This window comes from Arthrobacter antibioticus, from assembly GCF_030063205.1.
Classification (GTDB): domain Bacteria; phylum Actinomycetota; class Actinomycetes; order Actinomycetales; family Micrococcaceae; genus Specibacter.
Genome location: NZ_JASISQ010000001.1, coordinates 81,743 through 103,487, shown reverse-complemented (window position 1 = coordinate 103,487; position 21,745 = coordinate 81,743). Strand labels below are relative to the sequence as shown.

Annotated in this window: 14 protein-coding genes and 1 pseudogene; 6 read left to right on the top strand and 9 right to left on the bottom strand. The window is 56.6% G+C overall.

Annotated elements, in window-relative coordinates; translation table 11 throughout:
* Nucleotides 1-345: 345 nt before the first annotated feature.
* Genes QMG40_RS00450 through QMG40_RS00440 form a run of 3 tightly spaced genes read left to right on the top strand, consistent with a single transcriptional unit; the run spans nt 346 to nt 4,709 of the window.
* On the top strand, nt 346-2,883 hold the full coding sequence (locus QMG40_RS00450) for a DEAD/DEAH box helicase (RefSeq protein ID WP_283526778.1): 2,538 nt from the start codon (nt 346-348) through the stop codon (nt 2,881-2,883).
* Between the two features lie 21 nt (nt 2,884-2,904).
* Nucleotides 2,905-3,411: a GNAT family N-acetyltransferase gene (locus QMG40_RS00445; RefSeq protein WP_283526776.1), complete on the top strand. Its 507-nt coding sequence runs from the start codon at nt 2,905-2,907 to the stop codon at nt 3,409-3,411.
* Nucleotides 3,408-4,709 carry an alpha/beta fold hydrolase gene (locus QMG40_RS00440; RefSeq protein WP_283526774.1) on the top strand — a complete coding sequence of 434 codons (1,302 nt, stop codon included), beginning with the start codon at nt 3,408-3,410 and terminating at the stop codon, nt 4,707-4,709. The genes QMG40_RS00445 and QMG40_RS00440 overlap by 4 nt, the downstream gene beginning before the upstream one ends.
* A 22-nt stretch (nt 4,710-4,731) precedes the next feature.
* Here the strand turns inward: QMG40_RS00440 and uvrB are convergent, their stop codons facing one another.
* Nucleotides 4,732-6,813 (bottom strand): excinuclease ABC subunit UvrB, encoded by a 2,082-nt coding sequence (gene uvrB / locus QMG40_RS00435; RefSeq protein WP_283526772.1) that lies wholly within the window; start codon nt 6,811-6,813, stop codon nt 4,732-4,734.
* 147 nt (nt 6,814-6,960) lie between these two features.
* On the opposite strand from uvrB, the gene QMG40_RS00430 reads away from it, so the two are divergent.
* Nucleotides 6,961-7,392 carry a DUF4190 domain-containing protein gene (locus tag QMG40_RS00430; RefSeq protein WP_283526770.1) on the top strand — a complete coding sequence of 144 codons (432 nt, stop codon included), beginning with the start codon at nt 6,961-6,963 and terminating at the stop codon, nt 7,390-7,392.
* A gap of 102 nt (nt 7,393-7,494) precedes the next feature.
* Here the strand turns inward: QMG40_RS00430 and coaE are convergent, their stop codons facing one another.
* Nucleotides 7,495-8,697, bottom strand: a complete 1,203-nt coding sequence (gene coaE / locus QMG40_RS00425; RefSeq protein WP_283526768.1) for a dephospho-CoA kinase — start codon at nt 8,695-8,697, stop codon at nt 7,495-7,497.
* A 22-nt stretch (nt 8,698-8,719) separates the two neighbouring features.
* Between coaE and QMG40_RS00420 the strand changes: the two genes are divergently transcribed.
* Nucleotides 8,720-9,454 carry an IMPACT family protein gene (locus QMG40_RS00420; protein ID WP_459252934.1) on the top strand — a complete coding sequence of 245 codons (735 nt, stop codon included), beginning with the start codon at nt 8,720-8,722 and terminating at the stop codon, nt 9,452-9,454.
* A 162-nt stretch (nt 9,455-9,616) separates the two neighbouring features.
* Here QMG40_RS00420 and rpsA read toward each other — a convergent pair whose 3' ends face one another.
* The 3 genes from rpsA to polA all read right to left on the bottom strand — a co-directional run bounded on the left by rpsA (nt 9,617) and on the right by polA (nt 15,706).
* Nucleotides 9,617-11,098 (bottom strand): 30S ribosomal protein S1, encoded by a 1,482-nt coding sequence (gene rpsA, locus QMG40_RS00415; RefSeq protein ID WP_283526763.1) that lies wholly within the window; start codon nt 11,096-11,098, stop codon nt 9,617-9,619.
* Between the two features lie 334 nt (nt 11,099-11,432).
* A complete protein-coding gene (locus tag QMG40_RS00410) occupies nt 11,433-12,896 on the bottom strand; it encodes a GNAT family N-acetyltransferase (RefSeq protein WP_283526761.1) in 1,464 nt (487 codons plus the stop codon).
* 50 nt (nt 12,897-12,946) lie between these two features.
* Nucleotides 12,947-15,706 (bottom strand): DNA polymerase I, encoded by a 2,760-nt coding sequence (gene polA, locus QMG40_RS00405; RefSeq protein ID WP_459252949.1) that lies wholly within the window; start codon nt 15,704-15,706, stop codon nt 12,947-12,949.
* A 1-nt stretch (nt 15,707) separates the two neighbouring features.
* On the opposite strand from polA, the gene QMG40_RS00400 reads away from it, so the two are divergent.
* Entirely contained in the window at nt 15,708-16,175 is a 468-nt protein-coding gene (locus QMG40_RS00400; protein WP_283526759.1) for a hotdog fold thioesterase, read from the top strand.
* 91 nt (nt 16,176-16,266) lie between these two features.
* Here QMG40_RS00400 and QMG40_RS00395 read toward each other — a convergent pair whose 3' ends face one another.
* The 4 genes and pseudogenes from QMG40_RS00395 to QMG40_RS00380 form a co-directional block, all read right to left on the bottom strand.
* Nucleotides 16,267-16,521 (bottom strand): hypothetical protein, encoded by a 255-nt coding sequence (locus QMG40_RS00395; RefSeq protein WP_283526757.1) that lies wholly within the window; start codon nt 16,519-16,521, stop codon nt 16,267-16,269.
* Nucleotides 16,522-16,868: 347 nt separating this feature from the next.
* Nucleotides 16,869-18,044, bottom strand: a pseudogene (locus tag QMG40_RS00390) (inorganic phosphate transporter); the annotation flags it as partial.
* A gap of 422 nt (nt 18,045-18,466) precedes the next feature.
* Nucleotides 18,467-19,702, bottom strand: a complete 1,236-nt coding sequence (locus QMG40_RS00385) for a pyridoxal phosphate-dependent aminotransferase (RefSeq protein WP_283526753.1) — start codon at nt 19,700-19,702, stop codon at nt 18,467-18,469.
* A gap of 50 nt (nt 19,703-19,752) precedes the next feature.
* The gene (locus tag QMG40_RS00380; RefSeq protein WP_283526751.1) at nt 19,753-21,543 is read right to left on the bottom strand and encodes a long-chain-fatty-acid--CoA ligase; all 1,791 of its coding nucleotides are present in this window, start codon (nt 21,541-21,543) and stop codon (nt 19,753-19,755) included.
* Nucleotides 21,544-21,745: the final 202 nt, after the last annotated feature.

Sequence of the window (21,745 nt, the reverse complement as noted above, 5' to 3'; positions counted from 1 at the left end):
CACCATAGAAATGTTGCGATACGAAAATACCATCTACGCATTCCCTCGCCGTATACGTCTCTGCGGGGAGGACGGAATGCTCCTGCTCAAAATCTACCCGCTTATCCGGCTCCAGGGGGCCTCGAGCGGGCCTCTGGCCTACGCCTCGAACCGGGAGAAGTACAGGGTTCTCATGTCTATACCGATCACTCCAGAGTGCCTGACCGCCAGCCCGGCAGAGAGCAATTGCCATGTTGCGGAACCTCATGCAGCGCGTGGCAGACCCGCGCAGTGTGAGGGTGGCGCTTGGAGTGTCACCCACAGCGTTCTCCTGCCGCAGTCCCGAGCGCCTAAGCTGGGAAGACCATGAATCTTCTTGAACAGCTAGCCACCCTGAATCCGCAGACTGCCACCGATGACGACGTTTTGGACGCGTTTTTGGAGTGGACCCTTGAGCGGGGGCTGGAACTGTATCCGGCCCAAGAAGAAGCCGCGCTGGAACTTGTCAGTGGAAACAACGTGATCTTGTCTACACCCACGGGTTCGGGCAAATCATTGGTGGCCATTGCGGCACATTTCAATGCCATGGCCCGTGGCGCAGCGAGCTACTATACGGCTCCTATTAAGGCGCTTGTTTCGGAGAAGTTTTTTGCGCTGTGTGAGATCTTCGGTCCCGAGAATGTTGGCATGATCACAGGCGATTCTTCCGTAAACCAGGATGCACCCATTATTTGCTGCACGGCCGAAATTTTGGCGAACATTGCCCTCCGTGAAGGTGAAAACGCGGATGCCGGTGTGGTTATCATGGATGAATTTCATTACTACTCGGACCCCCAACGAGGTTGGGCTTGGCAGCTTCCACTGTTGGAACTGCCGCAGTCCCAGTTCCTGCTTATGAGCGCCACATTGGGCGATGTCAGCCGGTTCGAGCGTGAACTGACGGAATTGACGAACCGGGTCACCACAACGGTTTCCTCGGCCGAGCGGCCCATCCCACTGCACTACTACTACGTGCAAACAGGCGTGCACGAATCCCTCGAAGAGTTGCTCGCCACCAAGCAGGTCCCTGTTTATGTGGTGCACTTTAGCCAAGCCGAAGCGATCGACCGTGCCCAGAACCTGATGAGCATCAATGTATGCACCCGTGAGGAAAAGGACAAAATTGGTGAGCTCATTGCGGGGTTCCGTTTCTCCGCGGGCTTTGGCAAAACCTTGAACCGTCTTGTTCGGCACGGCATTGGTGTACACCACGCCGGTATGCTCCCGAAGTACCGCCGCCTGGTGGAACAGCTGGCCCAGGCTGGACTGTTAAAGGTTATTTGTGGCACTGACACACTCGGTGTGGGCATCAACGTGCCCATCCGCACCGTGTTGTTGACAGCGTTGAGTAAGTACGACGGCGTTAAAACTCGGGTTTTGCAGGTGCGTGAATTCCAACAAATTGCAGGGCGTGCAGGGCGTGCAGGTTATGACACGGCAGGCACTGTCATTGTGCAGGCCCCCGATCATGTGATTGAAAACGCGAAATCAATGGCCAAGGCCGTGGCGAAGTTTGGTGACGACCAAAAGAAACTCCGCCAGGTGGTCAAGAAGAAGCCCATTTCCGGGTTTGTCAGTTGGGGGGAGCCAACATTCAAGCGGCTGGCGGAGTCAGTACCTGAGCCCCTAACATCAAGTTTCACCGTCACTCACGCGATGTTGTTGAACCTGCTGGAGCGCCCGGGTGATCCGTTTCAGGCGGCCAAGACACTGCTGACAAGAAACCATGAATCGCCCTCGAAGCAGCGAGTGTTGATGCGCAAGGCAATCGGCATGTACAGGGAGCTTCTGGGTGCTGGCGTGGTTGAACGCATCCCTGAGAATGAGTTGGAAGCTGACGGTCGTACAGTGCGGCTCACAGTTCATCTGCAAATGAACTTTGCACTGAATCAACCACTCTCCCCTTTTGCACTTGCAGCTCTTGACTTACTTGATGCTGAGTCGCCCAGTTACGCCCTCGACGTCATCTCAGTGATTGAGTCGACGTTGGAGAAACCACGCCAAATCCTCTCTGCCCAGCTCAAGCGTGAACGCACCGAGAAAGTTGCGGCCATGAAGAGCGAGGGCATTGAGTATGACGAGCGCATGGCCATTCTCGACGAGGTGACGTATCCCATGCCGCTGGCGGAAATGCTTTTCGAAGCCTTCGAGGTCTACGGCAAAGCTGCCCCGTGGATGGGCGACTTTGAGCTCAGCCCGAAATCGATCATCCGCGATATGTATGAACGGGCCATGAACTTTGGTGAGTACGTTCAATACTATTCCCTGGCCCGCTCTGAGGGCATTGTGCTGCGTTACCTCACCGACGCGTACAAGGCCCTGCGTCAGACAGTGCCGCAGGACGCGCTGCGTGAGGACCTTGAGGACATTATCTCGTGGCTCGGTGAACTTGTCCGCCAGGTGGACTCCAGCCTCTTGGATGAGTGGGAGAAAATGACAAGCGGTGACACTGCGGATGCGGTTGAACAAACTTCCCTGCCACCGGCTCCGCCCAGGCTCACCGATAACGCCCGGGCGTTTAAGGTCATGGTGCGCAATGAAATGTTCCGCCGGGTTGAGCTTGCCGCCGATGATGACTTTGATGCTTTGGGAAAGCTCGACGGCGACCACGGCTGGGATGCCGATCGTTGGGCTGATGCGTTGGATAACTACTGGGACGAGCATGAGTATCTTGAGTGCGGTCCTGCGGCACGTGGGCCAGCGCTGCTGCATATCAACCCTTCCTCCGACAGCTGGAGTGTCCGTCAGACGATCGTGGACCCGGAAGGAAATCACGATTGGCATATGCACGCCACAGTGGACCTTGAGGCCTCAAACGAGGCCGGCGCCGCCGTAGTAATATTGCAGGAATTCAGCCGAATGTAAGCGGCGCGATAGGCTTCAGGCATGAGTTTTCCCCGCACTGCCGTGCCCGCTGATGTCCCCGCCATACTTGGCATGATTCACGATCTGGCTGTTTACGAAAAGGAACCGGATGCGGTGGTCAACACCACCGAGATGCTCCACGCGAACCTTTTTGGTGACAACCCGCAGATTTACGCTCACGTGGTTGACTCCCCCGTCGCGGGCGAGCCGATTGTGGGTTTTGCGCTCTGGTTCCTGAACTATTCCACTTGGGAAGGCACCCATGGGATCCACCTTGAAGATCTGTACGTGCGCCCCGACGCTCGCGGGGGTGGATATGGGAAGGCATTGCTGCGCAGATTGGCTCAGATTGCCGTGGAGCGTGGCTATGCCCGAGTGGAATGGAGCGTTCTGGACTGGAATGAACCATCCATCAAGTTCTACCATTCCCTCGGTGCAGCCCCGATGGATGGCTGGCATGTTTTCCGGCTGGACGGTGCCGCATTGGACGGTTTCGGTGCACCCCTAAACAGCGAGGCCCGCTCATGACGCTGGCAAAGTCTGCCGTGCACCGTTCTTTGGCCCCGTTCGAGGTCCGAGGTCTGCGTGCGCAGGACCATTACTTCACTGTTCCCTTGGATCATACCCATCCAGGCGGCCCCTCAATTGAAGTCTTCGCCAGGGAACTAAGCGATCCCAAACACATAGATTTACCGTGGTTGTTGTTCCTTCAGGGAGGTCCCGGAGGGAAGGGTAACCGCCCCGCAGGCATGGCAGGATGGCTCAAAGAAGCCATCAAGAGTTTCCGCGTGCTGATGCTAGACCAGCGTGGAACCGGCCTGTCCACACCAGCCAGCCGGCAGACGCTGCCGCTGGTGGGTGACACGGCCGCGCAAGCAGATTATCTCTCACACTTCCGTGCCACTGACATCGTGGCTGATGCCGAATTGATCAGGCACGCACTTGCTTCTGAACCCTGGAGTATTTTTGGTCAGAGCTTTGGCGGTTTCTGCGCCCTCAGTTACCTCTCTTTTGCCCCCGAGGGTGTCAAGGAGGCACTCGTCACCGGTGGCCTGGGGCCCCTTTCGGGTCCGGCAGATCAGGTATACCAGGCCACTTTTAAACGCCTGCGCAGCCGGAATGCGGAATACTTCGCCAAATATCCACGGGACAGGGATACTCTCACGCGCATCATGCACCACGTTGAACAGGTGCCGGAGCAGCTTCCCACGGGTGAGCGTCTCACCCCCGAACGGTTACAGATGCTGGGTAACTTTCTTGGCGGCAACACCCGCTTCGACGCACTCCACTTCCTTCTTGAGGACGCCTTCATTGACACGGCCGACGGCGCTCGGCTCTCCGACTCGTTCTTGTCCAGCGTGGGAGCGTACGTCAGCCGGAGCGGGAATCCGCTTTATGCGCTCATGCACGAGTCAATTTATGTTCAGGGTGAGGCAACGAATTGGGCCGCTGACCGCGTGCTAGCAAATAACCCGGACTTCCACCCCTACGCCGCCGTTCCGTTGCTCACAGGCGAGGCCATTTATCCTTGGTACTTCGAACAGGACCCAGCCCTGGTGCCTCTCAAAGAACTGGCCGATGTGCTGGCCGCACGGACGGCGGGTTGGGGACCACTTTATGATCGTGAACAGTTGGGCCGGAACACCGTTCCGGCTGCCGCAGCCGTGTACACGGACGATATTTTTGTTGACAGGGACATCTCCCTGGCCACCGCGGCAGCCGTAAACGGCCTACAGGTGTGGGAAACCGCTGACTTTCACCACGACGGCATAGCTGACGATGGCGAGGGTATCTTCGCCCGACTGCTGGCCATGGTGCGCGCCTAAGCACCTGTGGTCTGTGTTCTCCTCAGGCGTGACCTGCCTCGCGCATCTGGCGCAGCTCCTTCTTCAGATCCCCTACTTCATCGCGCAAACGTGCTGCCAATTCAAAGTGCAAATCAGCTGCGGCTCCGTGCATTTGTGCCGTGAGCTCCTCAATCAAGCTAATAAGTTCAGCTGCAGGACGTGCAGCTAGACCGTCGTTTCGGATAGGCTTTTTCTTGCTAGAGCCTTCTCGCTTGCTCCGGGCCTCTTCAAGCAGTGCAGCGGTGTCGGCGTCTTCTCGTGCCAGCTGGTCGGTGATGTCGGCGATCTTCTTACGCAGCGGCTGCGGGTCTATCCCGTGTGCCAAGTTGTAATTGACCTGAATCTCACGACGCCGGTTTGTTTCGTCAATGGCAAATTCCATTGACGCCGTGATCCTGTCCGCGTACATGTGCACCTCACCGGAGACGTTACGGGCGGCACGGCCGATGGTTTGGATCAGGGATGTTGAGGAGCGTAGGAACCCCTCCTTATCGGCGTCAAGGATACTAACAAGTGAGACCTCGGGTAAGTCCAAACCCTCGCGCAGCAGATTAATGCCGACCAGGACGTCAAAAACACCCATGCGCAGCTCGCGCAGCAGCTCAACTCGTCGCAGCGTGTCAACGTCCGAGTGAAGGTACTGAACCTTAATACCGTTACCCAGCAAATAATCGGTCAGGTCTTCAGACATCCGCTTCGTCAAAGTCGTGACAAGGACACGCTCATTTTTCGCGGTCCGTTTACGGATTTCACCCAGCAAGTCATTGATCTGATCTTGGGATGGTTTCACAACAATCTGCGGGTCGATCAAACCGGTTGGCCGAATGATCTGTTGGACGTAGCCATCGGACATGCCCAGCTCGTATTTACCTGGCGTCGCCGAGAGGTAGACCGTCTGGCCAACTCGTTCTAAGAATTCATCCCACTTCAGCGGCCTGTTATCCATGGCGGAGGGTAGCCGGAAACCATGGTCCACCAAGGTTCGTTTGCGGGACATATCGCCCTCATACATTGCACCAATTTGTGGAACTGTCACATGGGATTCGTCGATGACAAGCAAGAAGTCATCCGGGAAGTAATCGATCAGACAGTGTGGGGCGCTGCCTTGGGGCCTCCCGTCGATGTGCCGGGAGTAGTTTTCGATGCCGTTGCAGAAGCCCATCTGCTCCATCATCTCCAAGTCATAGGTGGTGCGCATGCGCAACCGCTGTGCCTCGAGAAGTTTGTTTTGGCTTTCCAGCTCTTGGGTGCGGATCGCTAATTCGTCTTCGATTTGTTTGACGGCGCGCGCCATCCGTTCCGGTCCCGCTACGTAATGGGAGGCAGGGAAAACATACATTTCATTTTCTTCCCGGATGATCTCTCCGGTTAGCGGGTGCAGCGTATGGATGTTCTCAATTTCATCACCGAAGAACTCAATCCTGATGGCCTGCTCTTCGTACATGGGGATGATCTCAACTGTGTCCCCACGGACCCGGAACGTTCCACGGTGGAAGTCAATGTCGTTGCGGGCATACTGCATGCTCACAAATTTTCGCAGTAGATCATCGCGGTTCATTTGATCGCCGCGTGTCAGGGTTACCATCCCCGCCACGTACTCTTCTGGAGTGCCCAGACCGTAGATGCAGGAAACGGTGGCAACAACTATCACGTCTCGACGAGTCAGCAGAGCATTGGTGGCCGAGTGTCTGAGCCGTTCAACTTCTTCGTTGACGGAAGAGTCTTTTTCAATGAAGGTGTCAGACTGGGGCACATAAGCTTCAGGCTGGTAGTAGTCGTAATAAGACACGAAGTACTCAACCGCATTGTTGGGCAATAGTTCACGGAATTCGTTGGCAAGCTGAGCTGCCAGTGTTTTGTTTTGAACCATGACAAGGGTGGGTCGTTGAACTTGTTCGATCAGCCATGCTGTTGTTGCCGACTTACCTGTTCCAGTGGCACCCAAGAGCACCACGTCTTTTTCACCGTTGTTAATGCGCTCAGTAAGTTCTTTAATGGCAGCCGGCTGATCACCGGCAGGCTTAAAATCACTGATGACTTCAAATGGTGCAACTATACGATTGATCTCTTGCGCAAGGCTCATGAGCTTAACGCTACCCCTGGTTGCCATAGTTGGTACACAACTTTTACATCAGTGGGTAGCACTCCCCATGCAACAATGGCGCAAACACGGCCGAGGCATGGCAAACTGTTACGGATAGATCATCACAAAGAACCAACAGAGGAACACATGTCTTCGAATACACCCGAAAAACCCATTCAACCATCAGCTGCACAGCAGAGTCCTGTTGCACCTCCCGCTTACGGCCAGGCACCCTACGGTCAGCCTGCACCGTACGGTCAGGCACCCGCCCAGGACCCGGGCAAGACAATGGCCATCATCTCCATTATTCTTCCCTTTGTTGGCTTCAGCCTTGTTGGTTTGATCTTGGCAATTGTGGCCAAGGTGAAGTCCAAAAAAGCTGGTCACAAGAACACGTTGGCTTTCGTCTCCATCATTGTCAATGCCTTGATCATGGTCTTGACAATTATCGGCATCATCGTAGCCGTAACCTACTTCGCTGGTTTGGCTAACGAAATCACACAGGCCTGCCAGGATGGCGCGCAGTCTGTCACGATCAACGGGGAAACCATTCCTTGCCCAACCAACAGTTCGTACTAATTTTCTCAACACAAAATGTAGTTCGCTGTTAAACCGTGTTGGCCCGTACCAGGTGGTGCGGGCCAACACTGTTTAATGGGCAACTACTCGCTTGAGTGTCTTTTACCCGAACGTTTTATGCCTGACCAACCACGCAGCCATGTCAGGCACCACTTCAGCAAAGTAGGGCTCCTTTGCCGTAGCGTAGGCGGCACTTGAAGTATCTTCGGAGTGCTTTCTGGCAAGAGCGCGCTTGAGGGACTCATACTGGCTCGTGGCCTCGGGTGAAGCGCGGAGCCAGTCACGAAATGTCACAGCAAAGACCGCAGCCGGTGAGCCGTCAACCCGAATATGCAGGTTTACCGGGCGGCCAGGGTCGGCCGAGTTGTGGAACCGCTTCTCCCACCGCTGGCCTTTACTCCCCCCAGCAAAGTCATGGCCCGTATCCCACCATTCACCGTTCCGAGACGGATAGCCCGCCTCCGCTAGTGGTTGGGCCAAGGCGTCAGCAACATCGAGACTGCGGACCCTAATTTGTAGGTCTAGAACATCTTTGGCGGCCAGTCCGGGCACGGCCGTGGAACCAATATGGTCTATACCCACGGCATTCTCCCCCGTAGCCTTGGCCAGCCGTGCCATGATCCTTGCCCCCTGGTACGCCCAGTTCGGATCGCTCGGTACAATCATTGCCGAGCCGGGACCAGGTGCGCTGACTCCGCTAGCCAGGTTGGCGGCGAAGGGAAGCAGGCGAAGATGCCACAGTGCATCCAGTTCAGCTAAGGCCTGCTCTGGTGCGCCTTCATTGACTATCACCACATCTGCTGCGGCAGCCCGCTGATCGTCAGTGGCTTGAGCCGCGATTCTGGCCAGTGCGTCTTCGGGGGACATGCCGCGCTCACGCACCATCCGTGCCACCCGAACATCCGTGGCCGCCTGCGCCACCACCACGAGGTGAAAGTTGGCACCCTGCCCTGTCTCCACGAGCAGTGGAATGTCCTGAACCACAATGGTGCCGGCTCCCGCCGCACGCTTGAGCGACTCCGCTTCTGCTCGCACAAGAGGATGAATGATGGAGTTAAGCGATTCCCGGGCTGCTTTGTCGGAAAACACAAGAGAACCAAGTTGTGCGCGATCAAGTGAACCGTCGGCAAGGCGCAGCGAAGGCCCAAACTGATTCACCACGGCGTCAAGGCCTGGAGTCCCGGGCGCCACTACTTCGCGGGCCAATTTATCAGCATCTATGACGTGGGCGCCCAGCTCACGGAACCGGGCGCTGAGCAGTGATTTGCCGGCGGCGATGCCGCCGGTGAGACCTAAGGAGAGCATGAGTCCAGACTAGACTGAAATGGTGAGCCAGACACCCGAATCTCAGCGTGCCACGCCCGGCCGCAACACTTACACCACCTTGGCGGCCGGTCCCGATTTCCGCCACGAGCTCAGCATCAAACGTTCCCGTTTCATCACTGTCCTGCGCCGGGTGGAGGATGAGTCCGCAGCGCGTGACCTCGTAGCTGAGCTGCGGCGTGAATTTCATGATGCGAGGCATCACTGTTCAGCGTTTGTGATTGGCGCAGAGCGTGGGGTGCAACGATCAAATGACGATGGTGAGCCCTCTGGGACAGCGGGCATGCCAATGTTGGAGGCATTGCTTAAGCGCCAGACGCGTCCCGGCGGCACCCCGGCGGGAGCCGCCGCTGATCTAAGCGATGTGTGCGCCGTCGTCGTACGTTATTTTGGCGGGATCCTGTTGGGCGCAGGGGGCTTAGTGAGGGCCTACTCAGAATCTGTCAGCTCGGCAGTTAGCAAAGCCCCGCTTGTACGGCGCGAACGGCTGAGCCTGTTCCAAATTGCCCTGCCGCATGCGGAGGCTGGTCGGTTGGAGAACGAGTTGCGCAGTGCGGGTTATACGATGACTGGTAATGAGTACCATGCCGTTGCCACTCATGTGGGCCTGGCGATGCCCGACGATGCCGCAGTGATAGCTTCTGCCACCGCGCGTTTGGCATCGTTAACTGCCGGTCGCTATAATTTAGCCGCTGCTGGTACGCAGTGGGTGGATACCTCAGTTAGCCCTCACCGCTAGGTCAGCCGAGTTACACCCACAATATTCTTGGTTCCCAACACTGTGGTTTTATCAGCTGTTAACAAGTGTGGGTCCCCCACCCGAAGGTGGAGGACCCGCACAACGCCACTGCGTTAGCTAAAGCTCTAGCGCAACTAGTTTGAGCAAATTACTGTACCGAAATTAGTTTCCGGTCAGCTTTTCGCGCAGCGCAGCAAGTGCCTCATCGGATGCCAAGGTGCCGGCACCTGATTCGGTAACAACAGGCTCGGAGGAGTAGCTGGTCCCTGCGGACTCGCCACCTTCACCGGCGCCGTCAGCAGCTGCATCTTCTGCGGCGTGCTCGGCGACCTGCTTCTTGTGTGCTTCCCAGCGAGTCTGAGCGTCAGCGTACTGCTGCTCCCATACTGCGCGCTGGTCTTCGTAGCCTTCAAGCCACTCGTTGGTTTCGGAATCGAAGCCAGCCGGGTACTTGTAGTTGCCTTCTTCGTCGTACTCAGCAACCATGCCGTAGAGCGCTGGATCGAACTCGGTGGAGTCGACGTCAACACCCTCATTGGCCTGCTTGAGGGACAGCGAGATGCGGCGACGTTCCAGATCGATGTCGATGACCTTGACGAACAGTTCATCACCAACGGAGACAACCTGCTCGGCCAACTCCACGTGGCGTACTGCCAACTCGGAGATGTGGACGAGGCCTTCGATGCCGTCTTCAACGCGAACGAACGCGCCGAACGGAACCAGCTTGGTGACCTTACCCGGTACAACCTGCCCGAGGGCGTGGGTGCGGGCGAAGGTCTGCCACGGATCTTCCTGCGTAGCCTTGAGCGAGAGCGATACACGCTCGCGGTCCAGATCCACTTCGAGAACCTCGACGGTGACTTCCTGGCCAACTTCGACAACCTCGGACGGGTGGTCGATGTGCTTCCAGGACAGCTCGGAAACGTGCACGAGGCCGTCTACGCCGCCAAGGTCCACGAATGCACCGAAGTTGACGATGGAGGAGACAACGCCGGGACGAACCTGGCCCTTTTCCAGCTTGTTAAGGAACGTGGAACGTACCTCGGACTGGGTCTGCTCAAGCCAGGCACGGCGAGACAGAACCACGTTGTTGCGGTTCTTGTCCAGCTCGATGATTTTGGCTTCGATCTGCTGACCGATGTAGGGCGCGAGGTCGCGCACACGGCGCATCTCGACCAGTGATGCGGGCAGGAAGCCGCGCAAACCGATGTCGAGGATAAGTCCACCCTTGACCACTTCGATGACGGTACCGGTAACGACACCATCTTCTTCCTTGACCTTCTCGATGTCGCCCCAGGCGCGCTCGTACTGTGCGCGCTTCTTGGAGAGAATCAGGCGGCCTTCTTTATCTTCCTTCGTGAGGACCAAAGCTTCGACCTGATCGCCAACGGAGACAACGTCTCCGGGATCAACGTCATGCTTGATGGACAGCTCACGGGAGGGGATGACACCTTCGGTCTTGTAACCGATGTCGAGCAGAACTTCGTCGCGATCAACCTTGACAACTACTCCTTCGACGAGGTCTCCGTCGTTGAAGTACTTGATGGTTGCGTCTACTGCGGCGAGGAATTCTTCAGCAGTACCAATGTCGTTGATGGCAACAACGGGAGTGGTACTAGTCTTCTCGGGGGTCGTGATGGTCATGTAGTAGGGGCTCCGATGTGGATAGTTGGTTTCGCCGAACCCGGCAGCAAGGCCGCGAGGTATCGCGTTCTCACCGAAAATGGGTCCGGAATTATTATGGTTGCAGGGGTTCCTGCGGATAGTTCATGCACATAGTTCATGCAAGGTGCGTAGGTGGCCAAGCCAGCATTGCTGACCAAGTAACCCACATATTGCACGACATGCCCATTTAGTCTAGTTGCTTGTGGGTGGGAGCGCAAAAGTGCAGCAAATTGGCCGGTCATCTCCCCCGACCCAACAGTCTTACCAGTCCCAGCAGGCTTCCCCTACCCAGCAGAAGGACCCGAGGAAAGAACTAGAAGCTTGTCAGGCAATGCGGGGAGGCTGCCGGTGCGAACAAAGCGTCGAAGGTAGTTGCAGCCCCTGGAATACGTTCATGTATCCGACCTGCAGCACTGAGAGTCTGAGCTGAGACTGCCCCCAGATAGAGGCTAGATAATTCTGCCACACCCATATCCAGTGCCGGCTCTGAAACATTTGCGTGAGCGGCCTGCTGCGCACGAGTGCCAGGGGCGTGGGGTGGCTCTGTGCTCTCTGCCATTGAATGTACTTCTGCCATTGAATAGTCCTCGTTCAGACGCTTCACTGTTGCCCTGCCGTGAACCACGTCGATACGAAATATGCCCGAGGCGTGCCCCAGCGGGTCACCAACATGAATGGTGATGCTCCCGTCACGCTGGTAATCACGCGCGGCCAGGGCTGCTGGCACGTCCAGAATTCGCAGCCATAAGTGGTCCTCGGTCTTGGTTCGCTTGTAGTCACGTTTTGACTCCATGGCCCACTCCAGCGGATCAATGAGCGGGGCCTCACGCCATCTAATGACATCGATTAGGTCAAGTGAGCCTAAGAAATGCCATAAGCCCAGGTACGCGTCCTGGTTGGTGGCTAGCAGGTCAACCACCTCAACCATGGACGGGGAGCGGTCCTCCAGAGGTTTGTAAGTGACGTATCCATCAACAGTGCCTGCTGCGTTGTAGTGCAGGGCCGCCCGAATGTTCTTCGTTGACTCCATCGATTCGTAGCTGCCTTGACCGGAAACCATCAGCCGGTACATGTCATGCCGGCCGATTGAGCCATAAGTGCCGCTGTGCACTTGGGCAAAGATTTCGTTGTGTAGATCCCTGACTACGCAGGCCTCAGCGACTTCCACGTAGCCTTGTGCCGCCGCAGCAGGATTGTGGAACGCTATGCCACCCTTAACAGATACCTCCACTTCGCATTCATGCGTTGCCACACCGAAACCGAAACGTCCATAAATGGTGGCTTCTGACGCCGTCAACGCCGCAATCGGTATCCCTGCTGCTTTGGCTTGGGCCAGGTCGGAGCCCATCATGGCCCGCAGTAACCCACGACGACGATGGCTGGGCCGCACTGTCACGGCAGTTATCTGGTGGACAGGAAGTAACGTACCGGCACCAACGTTCAACGTTTTGCGGTGATATGCATAAGTAGCAACAGGGTATTCCACACCCCAGGCCCCGGCAGGAGCGGAGGAGTTACAGAGGTAGGCGCCGATTGCCATGCGTTCATCAACCTGTTCGCATGCTACATATTTCTTTTCTAATTCTGAGGTAGGCGCGTTTCCGTAGAAGCCCATGGCTACCGCCTGAATCCACGAAGAGATCTCATTTGAGACCTCCTCATCCTCGAACCGGATGGGGAATGAGCGCAGCTCGTAGGGAAACGATCGGCTCTGGCGGGTGTTGGCCGGCTCATAATTCTGCGGCTTATAATTCTGCGGCTCAAAACTCTGCGGCATTGACTTACCTTTCATAAACGTTCCAAGTATCAACTTGTGGCGCGCAAAATTTAGTGTCCGGCGTCATTCCAACTGGCGCCAAGGCCCACTTGGACTTCCAAGGGGACAGTTAGTTCCGCGGCTGCGCCCATCTGCTTGATGACGAGTGCTTTCACCGATTCAAGCTCTCCTGGCCAAACCTCAAGAATCAATTCATCATGAACCTGCAACAGCATCCGTGATTTGAGTCCCTGCGATGTGAGTTCTTTGCTGACACCCAGCATGGCGTGCTTGATGATGTCCGCAGCCGAGCCCTGGATGGGCGAGTTCAACGCAATCCGTTCAGCTAGCTCACGCAGCTGCCTGTCGGTGCTTGAGAGATCAGGCAGGTAGCGGCGCCGGCCCTCAATGGTTGAGGTGTACCCATCGACGCGTGCTTGTTCAACAACACCGCGCAAATAATCGCGTACACCACCGAACCTGTCAAAGTAGTCCTTGATTAGCGTGCGAGCCTCGTCTACCGAAATTTCAAGCTGTTTGGAAAGTCCGAAGCTGGTTAGACCATAGGCCAAACCGTAGGACATGGCCTTGACTTTGGAGCGCATGGCGGAGGTTACTTCCTCGGGTGCCACTTCAAACACGTGCGAGCCAACGTACCTGTGCAGATCCTCACCTTCGGCGTAGGCCTGAATCAGTCCGGCATCACCTGAGAGGTGCGCCATGATACGCATTTCAATTTGTGAGTAATCGGCGGCAAGCAGGCATTCGTAGCCCTCGCTGACAACAAAGATATCCCGGACCCGCCGACCTTCCTCAGTGCGGATCGGGATGTTCTGCAGGTTCGGGTTATTTGATGACAAGCGCCCGGTGGCAGCCACGTTTTGCGCGTAGGTCGTGTGAATGCGCCCGTCCTCGGCTACAGATTTTTTCAGGGTCTCAACCATCTGCTTTAGTTTCGACGCTTCACGGTGTGCCATGAGTTGGGCTAAAAATTCATGCCCAGTTTTTTCCAAGAGCGTCTTCAGCGAGGCGGCGTCGGTGGTAAACCCTGTTTTGATCTTCTTGGTTTTGGGCAAACCGAGCTCTTCAAACAGCACTTCTTGAAGCTGCTTGGGCGAGCCGAGGTTAACCTCGTGACCAATCGCGGCAAAGGCACCTTGCTGTGCTGAGTTCATGGCGGCTGTGAAGTCTGCCAGCAGCGTAGCAAGCCGTTCTTGTGAGACATCGATTCCTGTCAGCTCCATCTGAGCCAACACGGCGGCCAGCGGCAACTCCATGTCCCGCAGCAGTTTGGCAGCGCCGCGTTCTTGGAGAATCGGCGCAAAGTGCGCGCTCAGCAGCAGGGCCACGTATCCGCGTTGGACCGCGTCGACAAATTTGGTGTCCTCTTCAAGACCCAGATCAAGTTGACCTGACTCGGTGCTGTTGCCGGTGTTAAACCCGGTTTTCAAGTGGACCTGGCTCAATTCAGCCAGTTCGTAGCTGCGCCGATCAGGCTGGATCAGATACCCGGACAGCGCCGTGTCATCAACCACACCAGTTAGCCACAGGCCACGCAGGGACAGCGCCTTCAGTGCATCCTTGTATTCGTGCGCCACCTTGGGGGCATCGGAGACAAGCCATGCGGCGAGAACACACTCAAGCTCATCATCGGCCCCGCTAAGATCAACCACAACAGCTGAATCAGCTCGCACAAGGGCAACTGCTGTGGCTTCCTGAGCCAATCCTGCCTTGTGACTGAGAACTTCCACGGCAACGTTTTCTTTGGCCGGTGTTGCAGCAAGCCAAGATTCCAGGGCACTGGCCTCAGCCAGCACTTCATGAGCAGGGATTTGGTGAGCCTCGCCGGCGTCGACCGTCTCCTCCTCACCAAACGTATCGAACAGACGCTTACGCAGCTGGTTAAATTCCAGCGAGTCAAACAATTCCTCTACTGCTTCCCGATCCGGTGACTGCAGGAGCGTATCTTCGATCGCCACGGGCAAGTCCATATCACGCAGGAGATGGTTCAGCCGGCGGTTGCGCTTGACGTCATCAACGTGGGCGCGCAGGGACTCACCCACCTTGCCGCCAATGGCATCCAGGTTCTCAAAAATGCCTTCAAGTCCGCCATACAGGTTGATCCACTTGGCTGCTGTTTTGGGTCCGACGCCGGGTACGCCAGGTAAGTTGTCGGCGGTTTCACCCACCAGAGCGGCAAGGTCAGAATAGCGCTCAGGGGACACGAAATATTTGGCTTCGACGGCCGCAGCATCCATCGGCGGGATATCTGAGATGCCTTTTTTGGGGTAGAGAACCGAAACTTTTTCGGTGATGAGCTGGAACGCGTCGCGGTCCCCCGAAACAACCACAACGTCCCACCCGGCGGCTTCACCCTGGGTGGAGAGGGTGGCGATGATGTCATCCGCTTCAAACCCGTCCACCGAGATGGTGGGAATCTTCATCGCTTCCATGACCTTGATGATCAGGTCGATCTGGCCGTGGAACTCCTCGGGGGTCTTGTTGCGCCCACCCTTGTATTCGGTGTATTCAAGGGATCTGAACGTTGGAGTGTCAAGGTCAAAGGCCACCACCACGTGCGTTGGCTTTTGCTGACGGATCATTGTCAGCAACATGGCGGTAAACCCATGGACGGCGTTGGTGTATTGGCCAGATTGCGTCACAAACTTATCCACCGGCATGGCGTAGAAAGCCCGGAAAGCCATGGAATGGCCATCGAGAACCAACAAGCGCGGCGTTTGGCCTGCATCTAGTCCGGATTTGGACGTGGCAGAGGCTTTGGACAGGGGGGCCGTTTTGGCAGAATCACTCACAAGTGCCAGCCTAGTCATCATGAGCGATAAATCCACACCGCATCCACTGTCCGCCGAACTCCTCGCAGCAGGGGTCCCCGAGAAATACCATCCGATGTTGGGTGGGCATGGCGTGGGAACGCTGGTCGCCAAGATGGGCATTGTGTTCACGCAGATGAGCGTCGAGTCCATGGTTGCCACCATGCCGGTGGAGGGAAACACTCAGGTGACAGGGCTGCTGCACGGAGGTGCACATGTGGTGCTGGCCGAGACGCTGGGATCCTTCGCTGCTGCTTTTCATGCCGGAGTGGGCGGCCGCGTCGTCGGGATTGAGATCAATGCCACACATCATCGCGGGATCGAAACCGGGCTTGTCACAGGATCGGCGACCCCCATCCACCTCGGACGGACACTCACCACGCATGAAGTGGTGATGAGAGATGCACAAGGTCGCCGTCTCTCTACGTGCCGCATCACCAACATGATCTTGGATAGCAAAGGAAAGTAGCCCCTAGCTACTTCGTTAAAGTCCGACGCCGGGCACTCACCTTCCGCAGCTGCGTAACGGTGAGTGCCCGGCGTCGTTGCTTAACAAATTTCTAGAAGAGGTTGCCCAGAATCTTTTCTGCCCCCGCGCTGAATGCGGGCACGATGAGGATAATTCCGGCGGTGACCGCAAGTAAACAAAACCCGAAACACACGTAGGCACCCCACTTGGCTGCGTGGTTGACGCGCCCATGATCGTCCCCGCTGACAGCCGTGAAGCGCACACCCAACGAGTACATGGCCACCACGAATCCGGCGCCAAGCAGTGTTGTCAGTCCGACAATGACAAATCCGAACCAATCAATCATTTCTGCTCCCTAGTGCCAGTACCTGTGCCGGCGTCTTCGGTTGTGCCCAGTCCATCTCCAGGCTCATCACCCTTGGGTCCCTCGGTGTTGGCTACCTTTGCCTTGGGGACACCAGCGGCGGCTAACTTAGCCTTCACTTTAGGTACCACTGCGTTGGCGGACTTGGTTTTGCTCTTGGGCGCTCCAGCACTTGCTGCTGCCTTCGTCATGGCCTTGAGTACGGCCGTGTCCGCCCTGTCCAATGCCACCTGAGCGGCGGCCCTTACAGCATCGGTCTCAGCTGCACGTCGGGCCGCCTTCTCAGCAGCTTTCCGAGCTGCACGAGCCTTGCCAGCCAAACGGTCACGTTCTTTCTTGCTGGGGATGTGCATCGCTTCACCCACTGCGTCAACATCGCTGATCGCGTTGCTGTGATCAACCGTTTCCTGCTGAGAACGATAAAACATAAACAAAATGGAGCCGAGCCCCAGAACGGACACAATAACAATGCCGACGGTCCCCGTACGGATTAGGAGTGCGGCGAGGCCACCCACGATCGCCGCGGCGGGAAGGGTCAGCAGCCATGCGACACCAATCTTGCCGATGGCGCGCCAGCGGACTGTTGAGCCCTTGCGGCCAAGACCCGAACCAATCACGGAACCTGAAGCAACATGGGTGGTTGAGAGCGCGAATCCTAAGTGGCTGGATGCCAGAATAGCGGCGGCGGTGCTTGTCTCTGCGGCGAACCCCTGTGCGGGCTTTACATCGGTTAGTCCCGAGCCGAGGGTGCGGATAATGCGCCAACCACCAGCGTAGGTGCCACCTGCGATGGCAAGCGCACATGCTGTGATAACCCAGATGTGCGGACCGGTTCCAGCGCTCTGCAGTCCTGATGCGACCAGAACAAGTGTGATCACACCCATTGTCTTCTGGGCATCATTGGTGCCGTGAGCCAGGGCAACCAGAGAAGAGCTGAACACTTGACCGCGGCGGAAACCACCACGTTTCTGCGTGAGCTTGTCGCCAGAGTCTGGATCTGAGCGGCGGGTGATGCTGTACGCCATCTTGGTGCATAAAAAGGCCACCAGCCCGGCAATAGTGGGCGCCAACAACGCGGGCAGCAAGACCTTGGAGACGACGACCATAAAGTTCACGGCACCAAAGGACCACGTGCCAACAATGGCAGCACCGATCAGGCCACCAAAAAGTGCATGAGAGGAGCTTGACGGTAGCCCCAGCAACCAGGTGAACAGGTTCCACAGCACGGCCCCCATCAAACCGGCAAAGATCATCTCCGGAGTGATGGATACCCCGTTGGGACCACCTTCATTGATGATGCCCCCGGAGATAGTTTTTGCCACCTCGGTGGAAAGAAAAGCACCTACCAAGTTCAAGATCGCGGCGAGAGCCACGGCAGTCTTGGGCTTAATGGCACCTGTAGCAATGGGAGTTGCCATGGCATTGGCCGTGTCGTGAAAGCCATTTGTGAAGTCAAAGAAGAGGGCCAGCGCTATAACTAGCACGACCATGAAGGTGAGATCCACCCGCGATCCAATCTTGAGGGGGCAATAAGCGAGACTGCGAAAACGTCTGGTTGGCTACGCGCTGACGGCACACTCTGCACCAAAGGCATCGGTGTACCGGCGAAACCCAACCGCTACGATACTACGACGAAAAGTCACACGTTGTTTGCTCAAAGTTTGCTTTCCTGTTGCCTCATCCTCGAGAAGGCTGAACACGGCGCGGGGCGGAGAGCGTGCTAAGGACAGCAAAGACGTTTGAAACCGTCCAGCGGCGAAGCCCTCAACAGAACAAATACCTCATCAGCTCGGCATTAACGGAGCTGCCAGGTGGCATTTCCGAGCCAGCGAGCTTTCTCTTCGCTAGCACAGAAAAGTTCAGCCTAGGCGGCGTGCCGGAAATCACGCCACAGTCCAGCTCTTAACAACCAACTATTAGCGAGGGCCTACTTTGAGATGAGTGCGGATTTACGCCGATACAGCGCCAAGAAGGACGAGATGCGGCGTATGGCCTCCTCAATGTCATCGATAGAAGGCAGAATCACGAACCTAAAGTGGTCTGGAGTTGGCCAGTGAAATGCTGTGCCGTGCGAGACGAGGATCTTTTGGTCCTGTAGTAGATCAATGACAAACTTTTCATCTGATTCGATCGGGTACATCTGCGCATCAAGTTTCACAAATAAGTACATTGCTCCGGCAGCTGGGACGCAGGAAACACCCGGCAGTGCGTTGAGCAGCTCCGCGGCCCTGTCTCGTTGCTCTCGCAGCCGTCCGCCAGGTTTCGTCAGGTCATTGATGCTTTGGTAGCCACCTAGCGAGGTTTGGATGGCATGTTGGGCCGGCACATTTGAGCACAGGCGCAACGATGCAATCAGCTCAAGGGCTTCCTTGAAGCCGGCCATGGCAGCCCGCGGCCCCGTCAAGGCGACCCAACCGGCACGGTATCCGGGCATCCGGTAGGCCTTTGAGAGACCGCTAAAGGTCAGGACACAAACATCATCGGCAAGGGCTGCCATGTGGATGTGGGAACTACCGTCGTAGATTATTTTCTCGTAGATTTCATCCGAAAAAATAACCAGATCATGTTTTCGCGCCAAATCAATAAACTCATCCAAGATGGCCCGAGGGTAGACGGCCCCGGTGGGGTTGTTTGGGTTAATGATGACAATGGCCCGTGTTTGCGGCGTAATTTTTGCTTCCACATCGGCCATGTTCGGCCACCAATGATTGTCTTCATCGCACAGGTAATGGACGGGAGCACCGCCAGTGAGGGTTACCGATGCTGTCCAAAGTGGATAGTCGGGTGCCGGGATGAGGACTTCATCCCCGTTTTCCAGAAAAGCCTGAAGCGTCATGGAGATCAGTTCGCTGACACCGTTCCCGACGAAAATATCGTCCACGCCGATCGTCATCAGCCCTTTGGTCTGGTAATACTGCGAAATCGCGGTTCTGGCTGAGAAGATCCCCTTTGAATCGCTGTATCCCTGCGCGTCACGTAAGTGGTGAATCATATCTGCCACAATGGACTCCGGCGTTTCCAAACCAAACGGGGCTGTGTCGCCTAAATTCATGCGCAAAATCCGGTGGCCTGCGGCCTCCATTTTTTGGGCCGCATGCAAGATGGGTCCACGAAGTTCGTAGCGTACATTGGCTAATTTACTTGAGTGTTGCATGGGGCGCATACCTCCCATCTTCACATAATCAGCCCGCCTTGTTTCCCTTCGTGCTCAATTCAAGAAGGATTCTTGGGCTCAAAATAGGGCGCAAAGTAGGGCAAAGAGAGCTCCTTGACTTGTTTGCGGAGAATCTTGCCAAGCATCGACCGTGGCATGTCCGGGATCGCAATAATGCGGACGGGGACTTTGTATCGCGCCAAAAGTTGTTTGCAGTGGTCGCGGAGCTGGGTCTCATTCAGCAGGGCCCCTGGTTCCAGCTGAACGGCAGCAACAACCATCTCGCCGCCCCGGTCAGAAACTGTGCCAAAAACGGCTGCCTCAACAACGTCTTCGTGCTGACGCAGGACGCTCTCCACCTCTGACGGGGAGACATTGAAACCACCCGTGATGACAAGCTCCTTCACCCTGTCCACGATCGTGGTGAACCCGTCGGCACTGACTGTGACAATATCCCCCGTGTGTAGCCAGCCGTCTTCGGTGAGCGTCTTTGCGGTTTCTTCCGGGTTGTTCCAGTAGCCGCTGAACACCTGCGGGCCTTTGAGCAGCAGTTCACCGCGCTCCCCCGGTGCCACAACTGTGACGGAATTTTCCATGTCAACAACTTTCATCTGTGTTGAGGGGAAGGGCACACCTATGGTGCCGTTTTTCCGGCTCGGGTCAAAGGGATTGCCGAGGGCCACAGGCGAGGATTCAGTCATTCCGTAGCCCTCTACCAACAGTCCGCCGGCCACAGATTCCCACAGTTCAACGATGCTCTCTGGCAGGTTCATGGCCCCTGAGATACAAAACTTACAAGAGCGCAGCGAGACACCCTTTTCTTTGGCGGCAAGGGCCGTACGTTCATAAATTGGAGGTACGGCACAGTAGACAGTGGCCGGTGACTTCTTCATCGCGGTCAGGACCAGATCGACGTCGAACTTCGGGAACAACACCAGCAAGCCCTGCTTACGGATGCCGAAGGTGAGGTAAAGGGTCATGCCGAAAGCATGGAACATGGGTAGCACGGCGTACAGAATTTCCTTGCCGACTTGTGCCCCATGCATCCAGGCCTCCCCTTGGAGGGCGTTGGAGTACAAATTGAAGTGACTGAGCATTGCGCCCTTGGGGGCTCCGGTGGTGCCGGAGGTGTAACCAATGACAGCAAGGTCTTGCACATCCGGCCTTGGGTGGGTTGGGTCGATGCTTCCGGTAGACAAGAGTTCCCTCCACGGTGTGGAACCCAGGGCTGGAGCGCTGAGAGCAGCACGACTCTCGCGCATTTTTTTAACCGGAAGTCTGAGCGCAAACCCTTTGAGCATGGGGAATGCACTGAGAATATCTACTGCAATTATGTGCTCAATGGCTACGTCGGCAGGGAATTCGCGGATAGCGCCAACGGCTTTGTCCCAAGCGATCACTACCCGTGCCTGATGATCCTGGAATTGGTGCGCCAACTCCCGGGATGTATACAACGGATTGTGTTCAACCACAACCGCACCCAGCCGCAGGACCGCGTAGAACGCTACGACATGTTGCGGACAGTTGGGCAGGATCAAGGCAACACGGTCCCCGGCCCTCACGCCGCGTCGGCGCAGCCCCTCAGCCGCCCGAGAAACCTGTTCGCCCAGATCGCGATAGCTTGTTTGGCGACCAAAGAACTCCATGGCAGGTTTCTCACCTGCTTCTTTCACCGAGCGTTCGAACATGGCGACCAACGACTCCGTGGGTAGCTCGATCTCTGCTGGAACACCCGGCTGGTACTTCTTTACCCATGGCTGCTGGAGCGGCCCACCGGCTTGACCCTGCTCGCAGGCCTGAGTCGGTGCGGGTTTCTTGAAGTTATCGTTTTCGGAAACTATTTTCGACATGCCCTAATTCTGGTCCCAGGGTTGTCCGGCTGTCGAATGGCCCGCCAGCACCGTCTGGGGAGCCTCCAATGTCTGGGAAGCCTCTAAAGAGGACACGATTCGAACAAGATGCCCCGAAGTCTGGACCTGTTGATCGGATATGAGTACGGTTGATGCATCGGCTCGCACGTGCTTGCGTGGGTCGTCTACAAAAAGAACATGC

What these genes read in the sequence shown, in the direction of transcription:
- QMG40_RS00450 (WP_283526778.1), top strand. Translation starts at nt 346, where the DNA reads ATGAATCTTCTTGAACAGCTAGCCACCCTGAATCCGCAGACTGCCACC.
- QMG40_RS00445 (WP_283526776.1), top strand. Translation starts at nt 2,905, where the DNA reads ATGAGTTTTCCCCGCACTGCCGTGCCCGCTGATGTCCCCGCCATACTT.
- QMG40_RS00440 (WP_283526774.1), top strand. Translation starts at nt 3,408, where the DNA reads ATGACGCTGGCAAAGTCTGCCGTGCACCGTTCTTTGGCCCCGTTCGAG.
- uvrB (WP_283526772.1), bottom strand. Translation starts at nt 6,813, where the DNA reads ATGAGCCTTGCGCAAGAGATCAATCGTATAGTTGCACCATTTGAAGTC.
- QMG40_RS00430 (WP_283526770.1), top strand. Translation starts at nt 6,961, where the DNA reads ATGTCTTCGAATACACCCGAAAAACCCATTCAACCATCAGCTGCACAG.
- coaE (WP_283526768.1), bottom strand. Translation starts at nt 8,697, where the DNA reads ATGCTCTCCTTAGGTCTCACCGGCGGCATCGCCGCCGGCAAATCACTG.
- rpsA (WP_283526763.1), bottom strand. Translation starts at nt 11,098, where the DNA reads ATGACCATCACGACCCCCGAGAAGACTAGTACCACTCCCGTTGTTGCC.
- QMG40_RS00410 (WP_283526761.1), bottom strand. Translation starts at nt 12,896, where the DNA reads ATGCCGCAGAGTTTTGAGCCGCAGAATTATAAGCCGCAGAATTATGAG.
- polA (WP_459252949.1), bottom strand. Translation starts at nt 15,706, where the DNA reads ATGACTAGGCTGGCACTTGTGAGTGATTCTGCCAAAACGGCCCCCCTG.
- QMG40_RS00400 (WP_283526759.1), top strand. Translation starts at nt 15,708, where the DNA reads ATGAGCGATAAATCCACACCGCATCCACTGTCCGCCGAACTCCTCGCA.
- QMG40_RS00395 (WP_283526757.1), bottom strand. Translation starts at nt 16,521, where the DNA reads ATGATTGATTGGTTCGGATTTGTCATTGTCGGACTGACAACACTGCTT.
- QMG40_RS00385 (WP_283526753.1), bottom strand. Translation starts at nt 19,702, where the DNA reads ATGCGCCCCATGCAACACTCAAGTAAATTAGCCAATGTACGCTACGAA.
- QMG40_RS00380 (WP_283526751.1), bottom strand. Translation starts at nt 21,543, where the DNA reads ATGTCGAAAATAGTTTCCGAAAACGATAACTTCAAGAAACCCGCACCG.